The 17,441-nt window shown below is 62.5% G+C and carries 20 protein-coding genes; 12 read left to right on the plus strand and 8 right to left on the minus strand.

Annotated features, from left to right (window positions below):
* Window positions 1-16: 16 nt before the first annotated feature.
* Together WIN67_RS21405 and WIN67_RS21410 are read left to right on the plus strand one after the other, a co-directional pair.
* Complete coding sequence (locus tag WIN67_RS21405) at window positions 17-910, plus strand: sensor histidine kinase (protein WP_102880414.1); 894 nt, start codon at window positions 17-19, stop codon at window positions 908-910.
* A complete protein-coding gene (locus WIN67_RS21410) occupies window positions 907-1,566 on the plus strand; it encodes a response regulator transcription factor (RefSeq protein ID WP_339070027.1) in 660 nt (219 codons plus the stop codon). The genes WIN67_RS21405 and WIN67_RS21410 overlap by 4 nt, the downstream gene beginning before the upstream one ends.
* A 1-nt stretch (window position 1,567) precedes the next feature.
* On the opposite strand, the gene yegS is transcribed toward WIN67_RS21410, so the two are convergent.
* Window positions 1,568-2,467, minus strand: a complete 900-nt coding sequence (yegS, locus tag WIN67_RS21415) for a lipid kinase YegS (RefSeq protein WP_102860933.1) — start codon at window positions 2,465-2,467, stop codon at window positions 1,568-1,570.
* A 209-nt stretch (window positions 2,468-2,676) separates the two neighbouring features.
* On the opposite strand from yegS, the gene WIN67_RS21420 reads away from it, so the two are divergent.
* The 3 genes from WIN67_RS21420 to WIN67_RS21430 all read left to right on the plus strand — a co-directional run bounded on the left by WIN67_RS21420 (window position 2,677) and on the right by WIN67_RS21430 (window position 4,820).
* On the plus strand, window positions 2,677-2,862 hold the full coding sequence (locus WIN67_RS21420; RefSeq protein ID WP_339070028.1) for a sugar transferase: 186 nt from the start codon (window positions 2,677-2,679) through the stop codon (window positions 2,860-2,862).
* Window positions 2,863-4,320, plus strand: coding sequence for a mannose-1-phosphate guanylyltransferase/mannose-6-phosphate isomerase (locus tag WIN67_RS21425; protein WP_339070029.1), 1,458 nt, complete (start codon window positions 2,863-2,865; stop codon window positions 4,318-4,320). It abuts the gene before it with no gap.
* Window positions 4,321-4,565: 245 nt separating this feature from the next.
* A complete protein-coding gene (locus WIN67_RS21430) occupies window positions 4,566-4,820 on the plus strand; it encodes a hypothetical protein (protein WP_110653142.1) in 255 nt (84 codons plus the stop codon).
* A 41-nt stretch (window positions 4,821-4,861) separates the two neighbouring features.
* On the opposite strand, the gene glp is transcribed toward WIN67_RS21430, so the two are convergent.
* Both glp and moaB read right to left on the minus strand, forming a co-directional pair.
* Window positions 4,862-6,088, minus strand: a complete 1,227-nt coding sequence (glp, locus tag WIN67_RS21435) for a gephyrin-like molybdotransferase Glp (protein WP_339070030.1) — start codon at window positions 6,086-6,088, stop codon at window positions 4,862-4,864.
* On the minus strand, window positions 6,072-6,611 hold the full coding sequence (gene moaB, locus WIN67_RS21440) for a molybdenum cofactor biosynthesis protein B (protein WP_102860929.1): 540 nt from the start codon (window positions 6,609-6,611) through the stop codon (window positions 6,072-6,074). Before moaB ends, glp begins: the two co-directional genes overlap by 17 nt.
* 284 nt (window positions 6,612-6,895) lie before the next feature.
* On the opposite strand from moaB, the gene WIN67_RS21445 reads away from it, so the two are divergent.
* The gene (locus WIN67_RS21445) at window positions 6,896-7,117 is read left to right on the plus strand and encodes a YgdI/YgdR family lipoprotein (RefSeq protein ID WP_102880419.1); all 222 of its coding nucleotides are present in this window, start codon (window positions 6,896-6,898) and stop codon (window positions 7,115-7,117) included.
* Window positions 7,118-7,189: 72 nt separating this feature from the next.
* On the opposite strand, the gene WIN67_RS21450 is transcribed toward WIN67_RS21445, so the two are convergent.
* The 4 genes from WIN67_RS21450 to WIN67_RS21465 all read right to left on the minus strand — a co-directional run bounded on the left by WIN67_RS21450 (window position 7,190) and on the right by WIN67_RS21465 (window position 9,314).
* Window positions 7,190-8,080, minus strand: coding sequence for a pseudouridine synthase (locus tag WIN67_RS21450; protein WP_339070031.1), 891 nt, complete (start codon window positions 8,078-8,080; stop codon window positions 7,190-7,192).
* A gap of 78 nt (window positions 8,081-8,158) precedes the next feature.
* On the minus strand, window positions 8,159-8,479 hold the full coding sequence (locus WIN67_RS21455; RefSeq protein ID WP_102860926.1) for a transcriptional regulator: 321 nt from the start codon (window positions 8,477-8,479) through the stop codon (window positions 8,159-8,161).
* Window positions 8,480-8,519: 40 nt separating this feature from the next.
* Window positions 8,520-8,966, minus strand: a complete 447-nt coding sequence (locus WIN67_RS21460) for a S24 family peptidase (RefSeq protein ID WP_102860925.1) — start codon at window positions 8,964-8,966, stop codon at window positions 8,520-8,522.
* A gap of 111 nt (window positions 8,967-9,077) precedes the next feature.
* On the minus strand, window positions 9,078-9,314 hold the full coding sequence (locus WIN67_RS21465) for a glutaredoxin family protein (protein WP_102860924.1): 237 nt from the start codon (window positions 9,312-9,314) through the stop codon (window positions 9,078-9,080).
* A gap of 300 nt (window positions 9,315-9,614) precedes the next feature.
* Between WIN67_RS21465 and WIN67_RS21470 the strand changes: the two genes are divergently transcribed.
* Window positions 9,615-11,570, plus strand: a complete 1,956-nt coding sequence (locus tag WIN67_RS21470; RefSeq protein ID WP_339070032.1) for a monovalent cation:proton antiporter-2 (CPA2) family protein — start codon at window positions 9,615-9,617, stop codon at window positions 11,568-11,570.
* Window positions 11,571-11,620: 50 nt separating this feature from the next.
* Here the strand turns inward: WIN67_RS21470 and WIN67_RS21475 are convergent, their stop codons facing one another.
* Window positions 11,621-12,829 carry an ammonium transporter gene (locus WIN67_RS21475; protein WP_102880985.1) on the minus strand — a complete coding sequence of 403 codons (1,209 nt, stop codon included), beginning with the start codon at window positions 12,827-12,829 and terminating at the stop codon, window positions 11,621-11,623.
* A 333-nt stretch (window positions 12,830-13,162) separates the two neighbouring features.
* Here WIN67_RS21475 and WIN67_RS21480 point away from each other — a divergent pair, with 333 nt between their 5' ends.
* From WIN67_RS21480 to WIN67_RS21500, 5 genes are all read left to right on the plus strand, one after another.
* Window positions 13,163-13,477 (plus strand): DUF883 family protein, encoded by a 315-nt coding sequence (locus tag WIN67_RS21480; RefSeq protein WP_011062506.1) that lies wholly within the window; start codon window positions 13,163-13,165, stop codon window positions 13,475-13,477.
* Window position 13,478: 1 nt separating this feature from the next.
* Window positions 13,479-13,868, plus strand: coding sequence for a phage holin family protein (locus tag WIN67_RS21485; protein ID WP_102860922.1), 390 nt, complete (start codon window positions 13,479-13,481; stop codon window positions 13,866-13,868).
* The gene (locus WIN67_RS21490) at window positions 13,865-14,206 is read left to right on the plus strand and encodes a hypothetical protein (protein ID WP_102860921.1); all 342 of its coding nucleotides are present in this window, start codon (window positions 13,865-13,867) and stop codon (window positions 14,204-14,206) included. Before WIN67_RS21485 ends, WIN67_RS21490 begins: the two co-directional genes overlap by 4 nt.
* Before the next feature lie 210 nt (window positions 14,207-14,416).
* Window positions 14,417-15,580 carry an EAL domain-containing protein gene (locus tag WIN67_RS21495; protein ID WP_102880423.1) on the plus strand — a complete coding sequence of 388 codons (1,164 nt, stop codon included), beginning with the start codon at window positions 14,417-14,419 and terminating at the stop codon, window positions 15,578-15,580.
* Window positions 15,581-15,827: 247 nt separating this feature from the next.
* Window positions 15,828-17,159: a deoxyguanosinetriphosphate triphosphohydrolase gene (locus tag WIN67_RS21500; RefSeq protein ID WP_102860919.1), complete on the plus strand. Its 1,332-nt coding sequence runs from the start codon at window positions 15,828-15,830 to the stop codon at window positions 17,157-17,159.
* Window positions 17,160-17,441 lie beyond the last annotated feature (282 nt).

Consider the following 17,441-nt stretch of genomic DNA (forward strand, 5'->3'; position numbering starts at 1 on the left):
ATTGGCTCCATCCGCTATGTACGCCAGCCTCAAGTCACTCTTCTCTTGGCCCCTCTCTCTAGATCATCTGCGCTGGCTCAGCCTGTTGCTGTGTTCCTGCTCGACCCTGGGCAACGCACTGATCTATTGCCTGGACCGGCCCTTGCCGCTGATCTTGCTGCTGCTCAATATCGCGGCCCTGACCTGTATCTGGGTGCAATACGGCTATTCGCGAAAGTCCATCCGTTTCCAGCCCCAGGAGCTCGCCGAACGCCTGCTAGAGGTCAAGGAAAATGAGCGACACCGCCTCAGCCGTGAACTGCACGATGACATCGGCCAGTTGCTGACAGCGGCAAAACTGCAGACCGATTGGCTCAAGCGTCGCCTGCCGGACGACCTGCAGGACTCCTGCGCGGTGCTCGGCACCACTCTGGAAGAGACCCTGGCCAAAGTGCGTGACGTGTCCGCAATCCTCAATCCCCGGCAGTTGGCCAGCCTGGGACTGGAGGCCAGCCTGCGCGCCCACCTGCTCAAGACCCTGGAAAACACCTCGGTGCACTGGAGCCTGGAATGCCGCCAGCGCCTGTCGGGAATCCCGGAAGAGATGGCCGTCGCAGCGTTCCGCATCACCCAGGAAGCGGTCACCAACATGCTGCGCCACGCCCAGGCGAAAAACCTGTTGGTACGAATACAGCGACTGCCGGAAGGTCTTTCGCTGTTCATCAGCGATGATGGCCAGGGGTTCGCCCCGGCCAGCGATCCCGGCGCCCTGGGCCAGCGCGGCATGGCCGGGATGCAGGAACGAATCAGCCAGTTGGGTGGCCTGTTGCAGGTCACCAGCGAGCTCGACCAAGGCACCCAGATCGAAGCACTCTTTCCCTGGGCCCCTCGCACCCTTGAGCGGGCCAGCACGAATAAGGTTTCACATTGACCTGTAATTTACTCTTGGTGGATGACCACTCGCTTATCAGGGCTGGCGTGCGTGCCCTGGTCATGGACATTCCCGGATACGCGGTGATCGGTGAAGCCGATGATGGCGCGCAACTGCTGGAAATGGTCGAGAAACTGCATCCGGACATCGTCCTGCTGGACCTGTCGATGAAACGCATCGGCGGCCTGGACGCCCTGCGCCGGCTCAAGGCAATGCGGCCCCAGAGCAAAGTCCTGATTCTGTCGATGCATACCGATCCCTCCCTGATCATGCAGGCCCTGGAATCCGGCGCCCACGGCTATTTGCTCAAGGACACCACCGCCACCGAACTCGAACACGCCCTGGAAGCCTTGCGCAACAACGAACGCTACCTGAGTCCGGCCATTGCTCACACCGTGATCAACCAGGCGCTGACCCGAGCCCAGAAGCACAAGCCCCAGCCTACGGAAAACCACAACCTGACGGCTCGCCAGCTGGAAATACTGCGGCTGATCGTGCGGGGCAAGTCCACCCGGGAGATCGCTCTGGGCCTGGGTTTGAGCATCAAGACCGTGGAAACCCATCGCTCGCAGATCATGAAACGCCTGCAGATCTTCGACGTCGCCGGGCTGGTGCTGTTCGCCGTGCGCGAGCGCATCATCAGCCTCGACGACTGACTCAGCGAGCGGCGCCGAGCAACGGCGAATCCGCCGGCAAATGCACCTGTAAAGCCGCAGGACGGGCGGTAAACCGCAAAGTGTCGCCCTGCAGCGGTTCGCCATCAAGATTGATGTCCAGGCCTCTTGAGGCCTTGATCTCGACCCAGGGCAGACGCGCGCGGACAAACATATTGTCGATCCCCAGGCCACCGGCCAGCAGACTCTTCAGAGTGCCCACCAGCTCCTGAGGCGCCGGCAGAATGCTGATATCCAGCAAGCCGTCGTCGGCCATGGCTCCCGGGCAAAGCTCGTGCCCGCCTCCCGCCTGCCGACCATTGCCGATGCCCAGGGCCAGCAATTCACCACGCCAATGGAAATCCGGCCCCTGCAACTCGCCATAAGCCGCACTCAACTCGGCAAAGCGCGACAGCCCGGTGAACAGATAAGCGGCACCGCCAAGGACTTTCTTCAAGTCTTCAGAGGTATTGGCAGTGACCTGGCTACCAAAGCCGCCGGTGGCCATATTGAGGAAAATCTGCCCGCCAACCTCCCCCAGGTCGATCGTCCGGGCCGGGACGTCCAGCAGTTCCAGGGCCGCCGCCGGGTCAAGGGGAACACCGGCAGCCCGGGCAAAGTCATTGGCCGTGCCCAATGGCAGCAGCGCCAGACTGGCCTGGGTCGACGCGTTGGCCAGGGCCTCGGCGATATCGCGCAGCGTACCGTCGCCGCCTCCGGCGATCAGCCGGGTATGCCCGGCGTCCAGCGCCTCGCTCACCAGACGCTGGGCATCTCCCGCCTCCCAGGTCAGACGCACCGAAACCTCCCAGCCGGCAGCACGCTTGGCCTCAACCGCAGCGCGCACCTCATCGTTGAGGGCCTGCTTGCCGTGCAGTATCAACAGTGCCTTGCGCTCATTCATCAACCATGACTCCGGTTATGGGTTCCTTGAGGGATGTTGACCTCGGGCACAGCGAAATAAGTCTGTCCCATCGATTATTTTTTTGCCCAAGCCAGCCTGGCTCGTACCTCACCACTCATGACCCAGATTAGCCTGCCAACGAGGAAAATCTTTCATAGCTAGTACGCCGAGTCGCTCTTCGACAACCGGCTGCGCTTGCAACTGATCCTGTGCAATCTGCCGCTGCCGGGCTGGCGCCGGTCAATAACTACCGTGACGAGCCTCATACCCTGGAAAAAATCAAAAAACGTGTCGAATTCGACCTGGAATACATCGAAAATTGGTCAGCCTGGCTTGAACTGCACATCCTGCTCCGCACCATTGCGTCCGTCATCATGATCCACGAGGCCTTCTAAATGAGCCCGCTCATTCCCTGCATCATTGCTGGCGGCGCCGGCACCCGCCTGTGGCCGGTGTCCCGCGAGGCGATGCCCAAACCCTTCATGCGCCTGCCGGACGGCGAGAGCCTGCTGCAGAAGACCTTCGTGCGCGCCACGGCCCTGAAAGACGTCGGCCGGTTGCTGACGGTGACCAACCGTGAAGTGCTCTTTCGCACCCTGGATGACTACCGCCCGCTGAACAAGACTCAGCTTGAGCTGGATTTCATCCTCGAACCCTTCGGCCGCAATACCGCGCCGGCCATTGCCGCCGCCGCGCTGCACGTCAACCAGCACTACGGCGCTGACGCACAACTGCTGGTGCTGCCCGCCGACCATCTGATCAATGACCTCCAGGCATTCGCCGCCGCGGTGGCGCGCGCCCGGCAGTTGGCCGAGCAAGGCTGGCTGGTGACCTTCGGTATCGAGCCGAGCCATGCCGAAACCGGTTTCGGCTATATCGAGAAAGGCCTGGGCTTGCACGGTGAAAGCTTCCAGGTCGGCCGTTTCGTCGAAAAGCCCGATGCTGCCACTGCCCAGTGTTACGTCGACGACGGCCAACACCTGTGGAACGCTGGCATGTTCTGCATGCGCGCTGATGTGATCCTCCGTGAGTTGCGCAAATTCGCGCCGCAGGTGGTCACTGCCGTCGAGCGCTGCCTGGAACAGAGCCACCAAAGGCAAGGCCAACGCGAAGTACAAGTGGAGCTGGACCGCGACAGCTTCGCCCTGGCGCCGGACATCTCCATCGACTACGCGGTGATGGAGCGCTCGAAGGAGGTCGCCGTGGTGCCCTGCCAGCTCGGCTGGAGTGATATCGGCTCCTGGCAAGCAGTGCGCGAGCTGAGCCCGGCGGACGTACACGGCAACCAATGCAACGGCGAGACCGTGCTGCATGATGTCCGCAACTGCTACATCGATTCACGCCAGCGCCTGGTGGGCGGTATCGGCCTGGACAACCTGATCATCATCGACACCCCGGACGCCCTGCTGATCGCCGACGGCAAGCGCAGCCAGGAGGTCAAACTGATCGCCCAGGAGCTCAAGCGCCTGGGCCACGACGCCTACCGCCTGCACCGCACCGTGAACCGCCCCTGGGGCACCTATACCGTGCTTGAGGAAGGACCGCGCTTCAAGATCAAGCGTATCGAGGTCAAACCCGGCGCCTCGCTGTCGCTGCAAAGGCACCACCACCGCAGTGAGCACTGGATCGTGGTCAGCGGCATGGCCCGGGTGACCAACGGAGAAGACGAGTTTCTGCTCGACACCAATGAGTCGACCTTTATCAAGCCCGGTCGCCCTCATCGACTGAGCAATCCCGGGGTGATCGATCTGGTAATAATCGAAGTGCAAAGCGGGGAGTACCTGGGCGAAGACGACATCGTGCGCTTCAACGACATTTATGGCCGAGCTCCTGCCGCCCCCGGTAGCACCTGAAACAGCGTTGGCCCCGTGAATCTGTCACAACGGCAAGTGACGACGCTGCTCGTCAGGCAACTCGCCCGATAAATAAACCCAAGCCCACGGGTCGGGCAGCCTCAGTACAGGCGCCTGAAAAGAGACGTAGGACTCAAAGTGAATTTTCTGACCGAAGAATGAGATTTGCCTGAATTGACCCTGCGGAGCCAATCAGTGACTGTGCATGCCAGGCGCTGACGCCTCATACAAGGAAGTGCACCGTCATGAACGACAAGGGGTTTTATCCACAAGGGCATTCAACGCTCAATCGCATCAACGACAGCTCCTGGCTGGCGGCTCCTCCACTTCGGGAGTTCGATCTGCCACTCTCGTCCGAAGCACATCCGCCTCATTCCAGGCCGCTATCGATAATCAAGCGCCTGGCCTGGTTGACATTTGCGGCCTCGGTAATGGCAGGGCTGGTGACCTGGGGTTTCCACAGCCGTTTCGGACTGCTGCTGTTATTGCTGCTGCGCTGAAGCAAGGCACGGACCCGGCGCCTAACCGGGCCCGTGGCCGATCAATCCAGCACTTCACTCAAAGGAATGAAATTGACCACGTCACCTTCCTCCAGGGTCCGACCTTCCAGCACCTCTACCAGACCTTCCGCCCAGGCAGCGCTGCGCAGTACGCCAGAGCTCTGATTGCGATAGATGATCGCTCGCCCATTCTCCAGGCGGCCACGCAAGTATTCGCGACGATTGCCGGGACGGGGCCAGACAAAGCCTGCCGGCACCTGGAAGCTCAATGGTTGCACCTGCTGCACGCCCTGGCGCCGCAGTAGATAAGGCCGCGCCAGCAGGGCGAAAGTCACCAGGGTCGATGCCGGATTGCCCGGCAGGCCAATCACCGGTACCCCACGAAAATGTCCGAAGGTCAGGGGTTTGCCAGGCTTGATCGCCAGTTTCCACAGGGCCAGCTCACCGGCCTCCCGCAGGGCGATGCCGAGAAAGTCCGCCTCCCCCACCGAGACACCACCGGTGGAAAGAATTAGGTCCACATCCCCCAGCTCCGCCAGGCGCTGACGGGTCGCGGGAAGATCGTCGGGAAGGATTCCCGCATCCAGCACCTCACAACCCAGGCGCTTCAACCAACTGCACAGCAGCACTCGATTGCTGTTGTAGATCTGCCCCGGACCAAGAGGCCGACCAGGCTCCACCAGTTCGTCGCCGGTGGACAACAACGCCACACGGACTCGACGCAGCACCTCAAGCTCGGCACATCCCAAGGACGCTGCCAGGCCCTGCTCGATGGGCCCCAAGCGCGTACCGGCAGCCAAGACCTGCTCGCCTATGGTGGTTTCCTGGCCCTGGGGACGGATGTTCTGGCCGACCTTCAATGGCTCGGTAAAACGTACGCGCTGATCATCCTGAACCTGGGTGTTTTCCTGCATCTCGACGCAATCCGCCCCCGCCGGCACCGGAGCGCCAGTGAAGATCCGCGCACAGGTTCCCGGCTGCAAGGGCTCGGGGGACTGCCCGGCGAAAATCCGCTGGCTGACCGGCAAGGGCTCGCCCTTCCAGTCCTCCACGCGCAAGGCGTATCCATCCATGGCGCTGTTGGGCCAAGGCGGCAGATCCAGGCTGGATACCAGCGCCTCAGCCAGGACCCGGCCCTCAGTGGCTGCCAATGGCAGTCGTTCACGCTCGACAATGGGCGCTGCCTCGGCCATGGCCAACAGGCGCGCCAATGCCTGCTCCACCGGCATCAAGGCCCCCTGCTTGCCCGGCTTACCCACGGGATTCACAAGGCGCCGCCTGTTTCAGGTGAGGGACGAAGTTGCACGGCCGATGCCGCGAATCCAACTGCTCGGCCAGTATTGCGTCCCAGCCGGTACGTACCGCATTGGTGGAACCCGGCAGGCAGCACACCAGGGTGCCATTGGCCAGCCCGGCCAAGGCACGGGACTGCACAGTGGAAGTACCTATATCCGCCACCGATATCTGCCGGAACAGCTCGCCAAAACCATCGACCTGCTTGTCCAGCAGGCAGGCCACAGCTTCCGGAGTACTGTCGCGACCAGTAAAACCGGTGCCGCCGGTGATCAACACCACCTGCACCACGTCATCGGCGATCCAGGTAGCGACCTGGGCGCGGATCTTGTACAGATCGTCTTTGAGCAACACCCGCGCAGCCAGACGATGGCCCGCGGCGCCCAGGCGCTCGACGAAGACCTGGCCGGAGGTATCGGTTTCCAGGGTGCGGGTGTCACTGACGGTCAGCACCGCAATATTCAGGGGAGCAAAAGGTACATCAGCCTTGGCTTTCATAGGCTCGATCCAGAGGTAGGAGACACAGCCCGGTGTTATATCACAGCGCTTTGATCCGGCGCCGCTGCGGGGCCGGCCTTCACCTTGCCCCGGACTGCCAGCACACGCAGTCCAGCCGTCGAGAAAGCCAGACCGCGGACAAACAGGCGCTGTGAGCTAAGCTGCAGCCGCCAACGCCTGCGATCCGCCCGGCAACGTGACAGAATGTCCCTGGCCAAGGAACTTGCAGACGTTGTATACGTCTGAAGACCAGCACTCAAAAGTACTCATTTCGGAGACACACAATGACTCAACGGACCCTCGCCACTCTCATGCTCGCACTGGGCCTGGCCACTCTCGCCGGTTGCGCCTCGCCGACAGTGATCACCCTGAATGACGGTCGCGAAATCCAGGCCGTCGATACCCCTGAATACGACAAGGATTCCGGCTTCTACGAGTTTGAACAGCTGGACGGCAAACAGACTCGCATCAACAAGGATCAGGTTCGTACCGTCAAGGAGCTGTAAGTCCGACGGTGGTTGCTCTGATGTAATAAAACCCGCCTGTTGCGGGTTTTATTGTTTCTGCGAGACGGTTTTTCACCACTGCAGGCTGATACGGCTTTCGAACTCGCGCTCCTGCCCAGTCAGCGGATCGATGAAGCGCAGGCCCTGAGCCAGCAGCTTCAATGGATTGTCATAGTCATCCTCGGCGTCCTTGAGCACCTCGGGGTAGAACGGGTCATTGCAGATCGCCGCTCCAAGGGCACTCATGTGTACCCGCAACTGATGCTTCTTGCCCGTCACCGGGTACAAGGCATAGCGCCACAGATCGCCGTGCCTTTCCCTGACGTCGATGGCGGTTTCGGTATTGCTCGCCCCCTCGCCTTCCTGCATGCGGAAGAAGGGCTCCCCGTCCACCAATCGGCTTTTGTGCACCAGGGGAAAACTCAGGTGTGGCAAGGCGCCGGCAATGGCTTCATAGCGTTTCTCGATCTGCCGGGTAGGGAACAACGCTTGATAGGCCGAGCGGCTGCCGGGATGGGCAGAAAACAGCACCAGCCCTGCCGTATGCCGGTCAATGCGATGCAGGGGCACCAGATTCGGGTTGTCCAGGCGGCGGATAAGGCGACGCAGCAAAGTCTGCTCGACGTACTCGCCCGCAGGGGTGACCGGCAGAAAATGCGGTTTGTCCGCCACCACAAGATGCTCGTCGGCATAGAGGATGGTCTCCTGCACCGGGATCACCTTCTCATCCGGCACCTCGCGAAAATAATGAATCCGCAAGCCTTCGCGATAGGCCAGGTCCAAACTAATGGGCTGGCCCTGCCCGTCCAGCACTCGGCCGCGGGCGATACGATCCAGCCATTGTTCACGACTGATGGCCTTGAAATGATCACACAGGCAATCCAGCACCGTCGGCCAGGAGCCAGGGGGCAGATACAAGGTACTGGCCTGATGCTGTGCAGCGGAAAAGCTCGCGGTGGACATACAAAAGCTCGAAAGATCAATGCAAGGCGGCATTATCCAACAGCGCCCCTTAGGAACCTAGAAGCAGTTTGCCCGACCTCAGGCACACGAGTGCTTGGCCTGGGCCGCTGCCTCGGTGAACTCCTTGAGCCAGCGCAGCACATCCACAGCCTCCCAGCGACCCGGATCATAGAGGGCATAGAGCAGCCCCTGATAACCCACCACATCCAGCTGCCGGTGGTAACCCGCTCGCTGGAACAGGGCTTCGATCTCGGCAAAGCAGGTATTGAAGTGCAGCTTGTTGAAGGGTGTCTTGCCCTCGGTGACCAACCCATCCAGGCGTAACTCAAGCACCGCCTCACGGAGCACATCGGTGGACATGCTGTTCACGCTGTTTTTCAGTTGTTCGACATTGACCATCATTTATTCCTTTAACCGTTTGAAGCGTCCGCCATATCCATCAGGGCTGCTTGCGTCCCACATAACTGACCACCCACAACACCACGCCCCAGATCTCGATCGAGCCCAGGTCATCCAGCACCAGGGAAGGGATGGAAGGGCGCGCCGCCTTGAGCAAAAGACCGCCACGAGGATCGGGAGCCAGCAGGCGCAGCGAGTATTCATGGGCGCCTTGGGGACGTACCACCAGGTACTGATCCACCACCGGATTGGCTGAGCGATCGACGATCAGCCGGTCCCCGGGGTAGATGCCGAACCCCAGCAGGTTGTCGTCGTCCACCAACAGGCCGTGGATCTGGGGAGACCCCAGACCCAGGGTCCGATCTAGGGAAAAGCCGCTACCGGTGGGCTCATTGGCAACGGCAGCGCAGCCGCTGTCACCCAGTTCCAGAAAACAGGTTGGCAACGGCTGTGAGCGTTCGGTACCGGTCAGGAAAGTGAGAGACATGGCGAGACTCCTGGATAGCTGTATATGCATACAGTAAACCAATCGACAGATCTCGCCAATGAATTCCGACCATGGGCGACAGGCGGAAGCTCGGATGTTGCAAGCCAAGTGTCAGCGCAGGAACGCCACCACCTGCTCGGCGTCGAAAGGCCAGCCGAGCTCGGCGCCATTGTCCACCCGGCGCAACACCGGGATACGCAGGCCATAGCTTTCGAACAGTTCCTGACTCTCGGCGATGTCCACCAGCTCGACCATCAGGCCGTGCTCCACTAGCGGCATCAACTCGGCCTCGGCCAGTTCGCACAGGTGGCAACCAAGGGTGCCGAACAATTGGCATTCAGGGGGCATGACAGGGCAACCGTGTGAAGAACGGGTGCTTATTTTAGGCCCGAGCGCGAAAGCCGTCGACCCGCCTCTGTCCAGATATGCCGAGGCCCCATGCCCCTCTGCGGCCCTGCGCAGAGAATGCTCCGACAGGCGTACAGCACCTCGATAGGCACCTTCTGAGCCTGGCCAAGGCTCGCGAATATGCGAAATTCTCAACAAAAAATGACATGAGTCAGAATTATTTACCGCCAACCGGGCGATCCTCGCGGCCTTTTTGCCTCTAGGCTTTGCCCTGCCCGCCCCCTTGTCCGGAGATGCCCGTTGTTTGCCAATCTGCTGATCATTCTCGCTTCATCACTGGTGGTCATTGCGCTGTTCCGGCGCCTGAGCCTGCCACCGGTCCTGGGCTATCTGTCGGTGGGGCTGATGGTCGGGCCCACCGCCCTGGACTGGGTCAATGACAGCGAGGACCTGCCGGACCTGGCGGAACTGGGGGTGGTCTTCCTGCTGTTTTCCCTGGGCCTGGAATTCTCCCTGTCGAAGATGCTCGCCCTGCGCCGCGTGGTGTTTGGCCTGGGCAGCCTGCAAGTGCTGTGCAGTGGCCTGATCCTCGGCGTGCTCCTGGCCTTGTTCGGCATGCCCCTGACCTCGGCGCTGATGCTCGGCACCGGCCTGGCCCTGTCGTCCACCGCCATCGTCAGCAAGGAGCTGACCAGCCTCGGCGAGATCTTCAGCAGCCACGGACAGAATGCCATCGGCGTGCTGCTGTTCCAGGACGTGGTGGCGGTGCTGTTGCTGACCCTGGTGCCGGTCTTCGCCGGCCACAGCGACCAGGCCTGGTACTGGGCCCTGCCTGTCACCCTGGGCAAGACCCTGGTGCTGTTCTTCGGCCTGCTGCTGGCCAGCCGCTGGTTGCTACCCCGGCTGTTCCACGAAGTCGCCGCCTCCCACTCTGCCGAGCTGTTCGTATTGCTGGCCCTGGTGATTGTGCTGCTGACCGCCTGGCTCACCCACTTGCTGGGCCTGTCGCCGGCCCTGGGGGCCTTCCTTGCCGGCATGCTGCTGGGAGAAAGCCACTACCGGCACCAGATCGAAGCCGATATCCGTCCGTTCCGCGACATTCTCCTGGGGCTGTTCTTCGTCAGCATCGGCATGCTCATCGACCTGCAACTGTTCATCGACCACAGCCTGTTGATCCTCGGCCTGACCATGGCCCTGCTACTGATCAAGGGCAGCGTGGTGGCGATCCTGCTCAAGCTGCGCGGCAGCGACGGCGAGACGGCATGGCGCAGCGGCCTGGCCCTGGCCCAGGGCGGCGAGTTCTGCTTCGCCCTGATGGCGCAGATGCAACTGACCCAGATGATCCCGTCGCACTTGAGTGGCCTGCTGCTGGCCGCCACCTTCAGCTCCATGCTGCTGACCCCACTGTTGCTGCGCGCCGCGCCGGTGATCACCGCGCGTCTGCACCGCAAGCCCAACCAAACCGCGCAATTGGAGGAAATCAGCGCGCAGAACGCCGAACTGCAGGGCCATGTGGTGATCTGCGGCTATGGCCGGGTCGGCCAGTCCATCGGCCGCTTCCTGCGTCACGAGCAACTGCGATTCATCGCCCTGGACGATGATCCGGTGCGGGTCCAGGAGGCCTCGGCGGCAGAGAGCTGCGTGCATTACGGCGATTGCCGCCGTGGCGACCTGCTGGCCGCCGTGGGCCTGGAGCGGGCCCGCCTGCTGGTGATTGCCGTGGACAAGACCGACATTGCCCTGACGGTGCTCAAGGCAGCGCGACGCCTGGATCGCAACGTGCCGATCCTGGTGCGGACCCGGGATGACAGCCAGTTGGCGGAACTCAAGGCCGCCGGCGCCAATGAAGTGGTGCCAGAGCTTTTAGAGTCGAGCCTGATGCTGGCTTCCCACGCCCTGATCATGCTCGGCCTGCCGGAGCAACGGGTACAACGCACCGTGGACGAGGTGCGTCACAGCCGCTATCGCCTGCTGCACGGCTTCTACCATGGGGCGCAAAGCAGCACCCAGGACAATCACGAGCCACCCGCGGTGCAAATGCACGCGGTCAACCTCGACGCCGACGCCCACGCCTGCAACCGACTGCTGCAAGAGCTGGGACTGGAAGCACTGGGCGTGGATGTGCAAGGCGTGCAACGCAATGGCAGCGAACTGCCGCTCAATCCGGCCCCGCGCCTGCGAGCCGGAGACCGGATACTGGTGTCCGGCTCCCAGGCCGCGATCGAGGCCTGCGAAGCACGCCTGCAGGGCGGTTGAGGCCGTCCCGCCCCGGCCCTGAGCAGTTCGCTGCCTGGGCCGGTGGCCCCTCAGTCCTGACTCACCGCACCGATCTTGTGCAGCGACAGGTCGGCGCCGTAATACTCCTGCTCCTGGGTCAGGCGCAGCCCGCAGACGGCCTTGATCACGCCATACACGGCGAATCCGCCCAGCAGCGCCACCAGTACCCCAAGGCCGGTGCCAATCAACTGGCTGGCCAGGCTGACACCGCCCAACCCACCCAATGCACTCTGGCCGAAGATCCCGCAGGCAATCCCGCCCCACACACCGCACAGGCCATGCAGCGGCCAGACTCCGAGCACATCGTCGATCTTCCAGCGGCTCTGGGCGGCCATGAAGCACCAGACGAACAAGGCCCCGGCCATCGCCCCGGTGACCAAGGCGCCCACCGGATGCATCAGGTCGGAGCCGGCGCAGATCGCCACCAACCCGGCCAGCGGCCCATTGTGCAAAAAGCCCGGGTCGTTGCGTCCGACGATCAACGCCGCCACGGTGCCGCCGACCATGGCCATCAGCGAGTTCACCGCCACCAGCCCGCTCACCCCTTGCAGGGTCTGGGCGCTCATCACGTTGAAGCCGAACCAGCCGACAATCAGGATCCACGAGCCCAACGCCAGGAAGGGAATGCTCGACGGCGCGAACGCCACCAGCTTGCCGTCGCGGTAACGGCCATTGCGCGGCCCCAGCAACAGCACCGCCGCCAGCGCCAGCCAGCCGCCCATGGCATGCACCACCACCGACCCGGCAAAATCATGGAAGCCGGCGCCAAAACGCTGCTGCAACCAGGCTTGCACCCCGAAGTTGCCGTTCCACACCAGCCCCTCGAAGAATGGATAGACGAACGCCACAATCAGCACCGTGGCGCACAATTGCGGTACAAAACGCGCACGCTCGGCAATGCCGCCGGAGATAATCGCCGGAATCGCTGCGGCGAAGGTCAGCAGGAAAAAGAACTTCACCAGACCGTAGCCGTGGTCGGCACTGATCACCGCCGCCGGTTGCAGGAAGCTCACGCCGTAGGAGATCCAATAGCCTATAAAGAAATAGGCCAGGGTCGAGACGGCGAAGTCGCTGAGGATTTTCGACAGGGCATTGACCTGGTTCTTCTGCCGGACCGTGCCCACTTCGAGGAAGGCAAAACCGGCGTGCATGGCCAGGACCATGACCGCCCCGATCAGAATGAACAGGGTGTTGGAACCGTGGACCAGGGTGTCCACAGCGCTTTGCAGATTTTCCATGGAGTAGGCAGATCCGAAATCGGCCATCATCTCCCCGGCTTCACGGCCGGCCTTGCACCAAATTGGCTCCGGGACACGCCATCACGCGTAATCGGTGAACCGTTTTGGCGCGCCAGGGGCCGCACGCGAAACCACGGGAAGGAGATTGACCTGAGGTTGTGATTTTTTTGGCCAGGGTTTACGCGGGCTGCAGCGCCACCCTTGCTCGTTTTCGGCGCAAGCCTCACGCCTTGCGCACCAGGACAAAGCAAAAGCTGTACCAGACAATTACAGTGAACCTTCACTCGGGGCTCACACTCATAGCTCACACACGCAATCAACGGAGAAACAACCATGGCCAGCAAAACGGCGAAGACGGCTCAAGAAGTACTGATGGCGGATTTTCAGGCACTGGTCAGTGACACGGAGCGTCTGCTGGAACACACCGCGACCCTGGCCGGCGACCAGGCCGATGAACTGCGCGAGCAGATCCACGACAGCCTGCTCAAGGCCCGGGAAACCCTGCAACTGACCGAGGACTCCCTGCGCCAGCGTGGCCAGGCTGCAGTCACGGCTGCTGAAGACTATGTACAGAGCAACCCTTGGCAGTCCGTCGGGATTGCTGCCGGCGTCGGCTTTCTCATCGGCCTGCTGGCGACGCGGCGCTGATATGGCTATCGGCGAATCCACTTCGTCCGGCAGCGGTCCAAGCGCGTCCTCGCGGCGCCTGGGGGCCGCTGTCCTGGGCCTGTTGCACAGCCACGTCGAATTGTTCGGCATCGAGTTACAGGAACAGAAAGCCCGCACCGTCAGCCTGCTGCTGTTCGCCGGCCTGGCCCTGGTGTTTGCCCTGCTGTTGCTGGTGGGGTTGTCGGCGCTGGTGCTGATCCTGCTGTGGGACAGCTATCGCCTGGCCGGGATCATCGGCCTGTGCGTGTTCTATACCCTGGCGGCAGTGTTCTGCGGCCTGCGCCTGAAGTCGGCGATCTTTGATGAATCTTCGCCCTTCCACGCCACGCTCGAAGAGCTGGCCAATGATCGGGAGCGCCTGCTGCCATGAAGTTGCCGGACATTCCGCAGAACACCTCACGCCGGGAAATGCGCAAGGTACTGATCCGCCTGCGCATGGAAATGCACCGCCAGGAAATCCGTCACGAGTCCCAGCAATTGCTGCAACCCCTGCAACGGGTTCGCGGCCTTGGGCAAAGCTGGCAGGAAGGCTTTGGCATCAAGCACGCCCCACTCTGGGGCGTGGCGGCGGTGACCCTGCTGGGGTTCATCACCGGCAAGGGTGCCAAGAGCGGCGGCACCAGCAGCCTCACCCGCCTGATACGCCTGGGCACCAGCCTGTTGCCACTGATCAGACTGGCGCTGCAAGGCGCCTCGCGCAAACCCTGAGCGAGCATCGTCAAGCGCCTGCAACAGGCAACGGCTGATCTGGCTGCATTCTTGCTAAGCAACCCGGATCGGCCCCTTTACCAAGGGGTCGACCCAGGGTGGGTGAAAACGCCATATTGCTGAACGCGGCAATGTTCACCCAGCCTGGACGCCTGTCTGTCTACCCGACAGCCACAGCCCCCTACCAACAAGACTCTATAAGGAGGCCCTGTGATCGACGGGCAACCGCTCGCCTGCTTCCAGCCATTCATCGATACCGCTACCGGGCGCATTGCCGGAGTCGAAGCTCTGGGCCGCCTGCGCCAGGGCAATGGGCAACTGGCGTCGGTGGGGCCGCTGTTCGCCGATCCCCGCACCCCTTCCAGCGCCTTGCGGCGTCTTGATCGCCTGGTCCGCGACGATGCCTTGCGCCGCCTACACGAAGCCCCGGCGGACTGGTTCCTGAGCCTGAACATTTCCCCACGCTGGATCAGTCGATTGCGGCCAGGACAGCCGTTGCCCAGCCTCAAGCAGTTGCAGCAAAACGAGGTCGATCCGCGGCGCATCGTCTTCGAGATCACCGAGCTGGGGGGCAACAGCCAGCGCCTGACCGAGGTGGTGGCGCGCTATCGCCAGGCGGGAGCGCGAATCGCCATCGACGATTTCGGCGCCGGCTACTCGCAACTGGACCGGGTGCTGGCGCTGCAACCGGACATCCTCAAGCTCGACATGCGCCTGTTCCAGGCCGCAGCCCGGGGCGGGCCCAGCAGCGATGTGGTCAAGGCACTGGCACAGATGGCGGAAAAAACCGGCTGCTGGATCATCGCCGAAGGGGTGGAAACCGAGGCCGAACTGGATTTCGCCCTGGAGTGCGGCTCGCGTTACGTACAGGGCTTCCTGTTTGCCAGGGCCGAGGAACAGCTGTTCGCCAGCGATGCCTTCGTCCAGCCCTTCGCCCGCCTGCGCGAGCGCTATGTGCGGCACAAGCTGGCCGAACGCAACCGCCTGATGCGCATGCGCCTGCAACTGGCAGAGCTGATGAACCTGTTGCAGGCCTGGGCCCAGGCTCAGGCTCCCATCAGCCAACTGCCCGCCGTGGAGGCCTTTCCCTGGCTGCTGCGTTTCTACCAGTGCGACCGCCACGGCACCCAACTGACGCCCAATCTGGAATGGCGCCATAACCGCTGGCAGGCCGACAGCAGCTATGTGGGCCACAACTGGTCCTGGCGCCCGTACTTCTATCACCTGCTGGCCGAAGGCTGGGAGGAGCGCCGCCTGACCCTGTCCAACACCTACCGCGACGCCACCAGCAACCAGTACTGCCTGACTGCCGGCCAGTTCTTCGACAACGGCCAGCGCCTGCTGCTGATCGATATCGACGCCGCCGGCCTGTAGCCCCGTCCCGTTTGCCGGCGAGCGCAGCGAGCGCGGCGACACGATGGGTGCACGGGCTGCGGGCCCTTTCGCCGGCAAGCCGGCTCCTACAGGTGGGGCGCAGGCCACGCCATTTCCGCGTAGGAGCTGGCTTGCCAGCGAAGGCGTCGGCCCTATAGATGCACCAGCGCAGACCATGCGCCTCTTGCGGCCACGCCCAGGAACCCGGAAGCTCTGCCCTTCAGTTTTTTTTCGGAGAGACCCCGCCTTGGATTGGCAGACCCTGCTCAACCGCGAACGCCTCGGAAAGCCAGTGCACAGCCCGGAAGAACTCGGCCGTAGCCCTTTCCATAAAGACCATGACCGCATCATCTTCTCCGGCGCCTTCCGCCGCCTGGGGCGCAAGACCCAGGTGCACCCGGTGTCCAGCAACGACCATATCCACACTCGCCTGACCCACTCCCTGGAAGTCAGTTGCGTCGGTCGCTCCCTGGGCATGCGCGTCGGCGAGACCCTGCGCGGCGCCCTGCCCGACTGGTGCGACCCCAGCGACCTGGGGATGATCGTGCAGTCGGCCTGCCTGGCTCACGACATCGGCAACCCGCCCTTCGGCCATTCTGGCGAAGACGCCATCCGCCACTGGTTCCAGCAGGCCGCCGGGCGTGGCTGGCTGGACGCGATGAGCGAGGCCGAACGCCAGGACTTCCTCAATTTCGAAGGCAATGCCCAGGGTTTCCGGGTCCTGACCCAGCTTGAATATCACCAGTTCGATGGCGGCACCCGGCTGACCTACGCCACCCTCGGCACCTACCTCAAGTACCCCTGGACCGCGCGCCACGCCGATTCCCTGGGCTACAAGAAGCACAAGTTCGGCTGCTACCAGAGCGAATTGCCGCTGCTGGAACAGATCGCCCACAAGCTGGGCCTGCCGCAGTTGGAGGAACAGCGCTGGGCCCGGCATCCGCTGGTGTATCTGATGGAAGCGGCGGACGACATCTGCTACGCCCTGATCGACCTGGAAGACGGCCTGGAGATGGACCTTTTGGAGTACGCCGAAGTCGAGTCCCTGCTGTTGGGGCTGGTGGGCGACGACCTGCCGGAAACCTATCGCCAGCTGGGCCCGGGAGATTCGCGCCGGCGCCGCCTGGCGATCCTGCGGGGCAAGGCCATTGAGCACCTGACCAACGCCGCCGCCCGGGCCTTTGTCGAACAGCAGGACGCACTGCTGGCCGGCACCCTGCACGGCGATCTGGTGGAGCACATGCATGGCCCGGCCAAGCGTTGCGTGCTCAATGCCAAGGACGTGGCGCGGCGCAAGATCTTCCAGGACAAGCGCAAGACCCTGCACGAGATCGGCGCCTACACCACCCTGGAAATTCTCCTGAACTCGTTTTGCGGCGCGGCATTGGAGCAGCACGGCGGCAAGACCCCGTCGTTCAAGAACCGGCGGATTCTCGATCTGCTGGGCAATAACGCGCCGGACCCGAACTGGCCGCTGCACACCTCGTTCCTGCGCATGATCGATTTCATCGCCGGCATGACCGACAGCTACGCCAGTGAAATGGCCCGGGAAATGACCGGACGCTCAAGTCCGCAATGACCCTCGCTCATCAAGTGCCTGGCCGCTGCGCCAGGCACTTGATATGACCTGCAACATCCAATCGACAACTAAGGGATTCCCCTAGCCAGGCCGCCGCAACAGCAGCCGACAAACTCCGGATATACGCCAGTACAAGGGGAAAAACACTCGGCGCTACGGGCATTTCATTCAAGAGTCCGACTCTAAGGCATTCCCCGACCAACATGACTTCAATTAACGAACAACACGACTAGAGCAACTACTCAGGTAGAAAGAGCAACTAGCCGTAAACACTTGGTGTGC

The organism is Pseudomonas idahonensis (assembly GCF_037903935.1).
Lineage (GTDB): Bacteria > Pseudomonadota > Gammaproteobacteria > Pseudomonadales > Pseudomonadaceae > Aquipseudomonas > Aquipseudomonas danubii.

What these genes read in the sequence shown, in the direction of transcription:
- WIN67_RS21405 (WP_102880414.1), top strand. Translation starts at nt 17, where the DNA reads ATGTACGCCAGCCTCAAGTCACTCTTCTCTTGGCCCCTCTCTCTAGAT.
- yegS (WP_102860933.1), bottom strand. Translation starts at nt 2,467, where the DNA reads ATGAATGAGCGCAAGGCACTGTTGATACTGCACGGCAAGCAGGCCCTC.
- WIN67_RS21425 (WP_339070029.1), top strand. Translation starts at nt 2,863, where the DNA reads ATGAGCCCGCTCATTCCCTGCATCATTGCTGGCGGCGCCGGCACCCGC.
- WIN67_RS21430 (WP_110653142.1), top strand. Translation starts at nt 4,566, where the DNA reads ATGAACGACAAGGGGTTTTATCCACAAGGGCATTCAACGCTCAATCGC.
- moaB (WP_102860929.1), bottom strand. Translation starts at nt 6,611, where the DNA reads ATGAAAGCCAAGGCTGATGTACCTTTTGCTCCCCTGAATATTGCGGTG.
- WIN67_RS21445 (WP_102880419.1), top strand. Translation starts at nt 6,896, where the DNA reads ATGACTCAACGGACCCTCGCCACTCTCATGCTCGCACTGGGCCTGGCC.
- WIN67_RS21450 (WP_339070031.1), bottom strand. Translation starts at nt 8,080, where the DNA reads ATGTCCACCGCGAGCTTTTCCGCTGCACAGCATCAGGCCAGTACCTTG.
- WIN67_RS21455 (WP_102860926.1), bottom strand. Translation starts at nt 8,479, where the DNA reads ATGGTCAATGTCGAACAACTGAAAAACAGCGTGAACAGCATGTCCACC.
- WIN67_RS21460 (WP_102860925.1), bottom strand. Translation starts at nt 8,966, where the DNA reads ATGTCTCTCACTTTCCTGACCGGTACCGAACGCTCACAGCCGTTGCCA.
- WIN67_RS21465 (WP_102860924.1), bottom strand. Translation starts at nt 9,314, where the DNA reads ATGCCCCCTGAATGCCAATTGTTCGGCACCCTTGGTTGCCACCTGTGC.
- WIN67_RS21475 (WP_102880985.1), bottom strand. Translation starts at nt 12,829, where the DNA reads ATGGAAAATCTGCAAAGCGCTGTGGACACCCTGGTCCACGGTTCCAAC.
- WIN67_RS21480 (WP_011062506.1), top strand. Translation starts at nt 13,163, where the DNA reads ATGGCCAGCAAAACGGCGAAGACGGCTCAAGAAGTACTGATGGCGGAT.
- WIN67_RS21485 (WP_102860922.1), top strand. Translation starts at nt 13,479, where the DNA reads ATGGCTATCGGCGAATCCACTTCGTCCGGCAGCGGTCCAAGCGCGTCC.
- WIN67_RS21490 (WP_102860921.1), top strand. Translation starts at nt 13,865, where the DNA reads ATGAAGTTGCCGGACATTCCGCAGAACACCTCACGCCGGGAAATGCGC.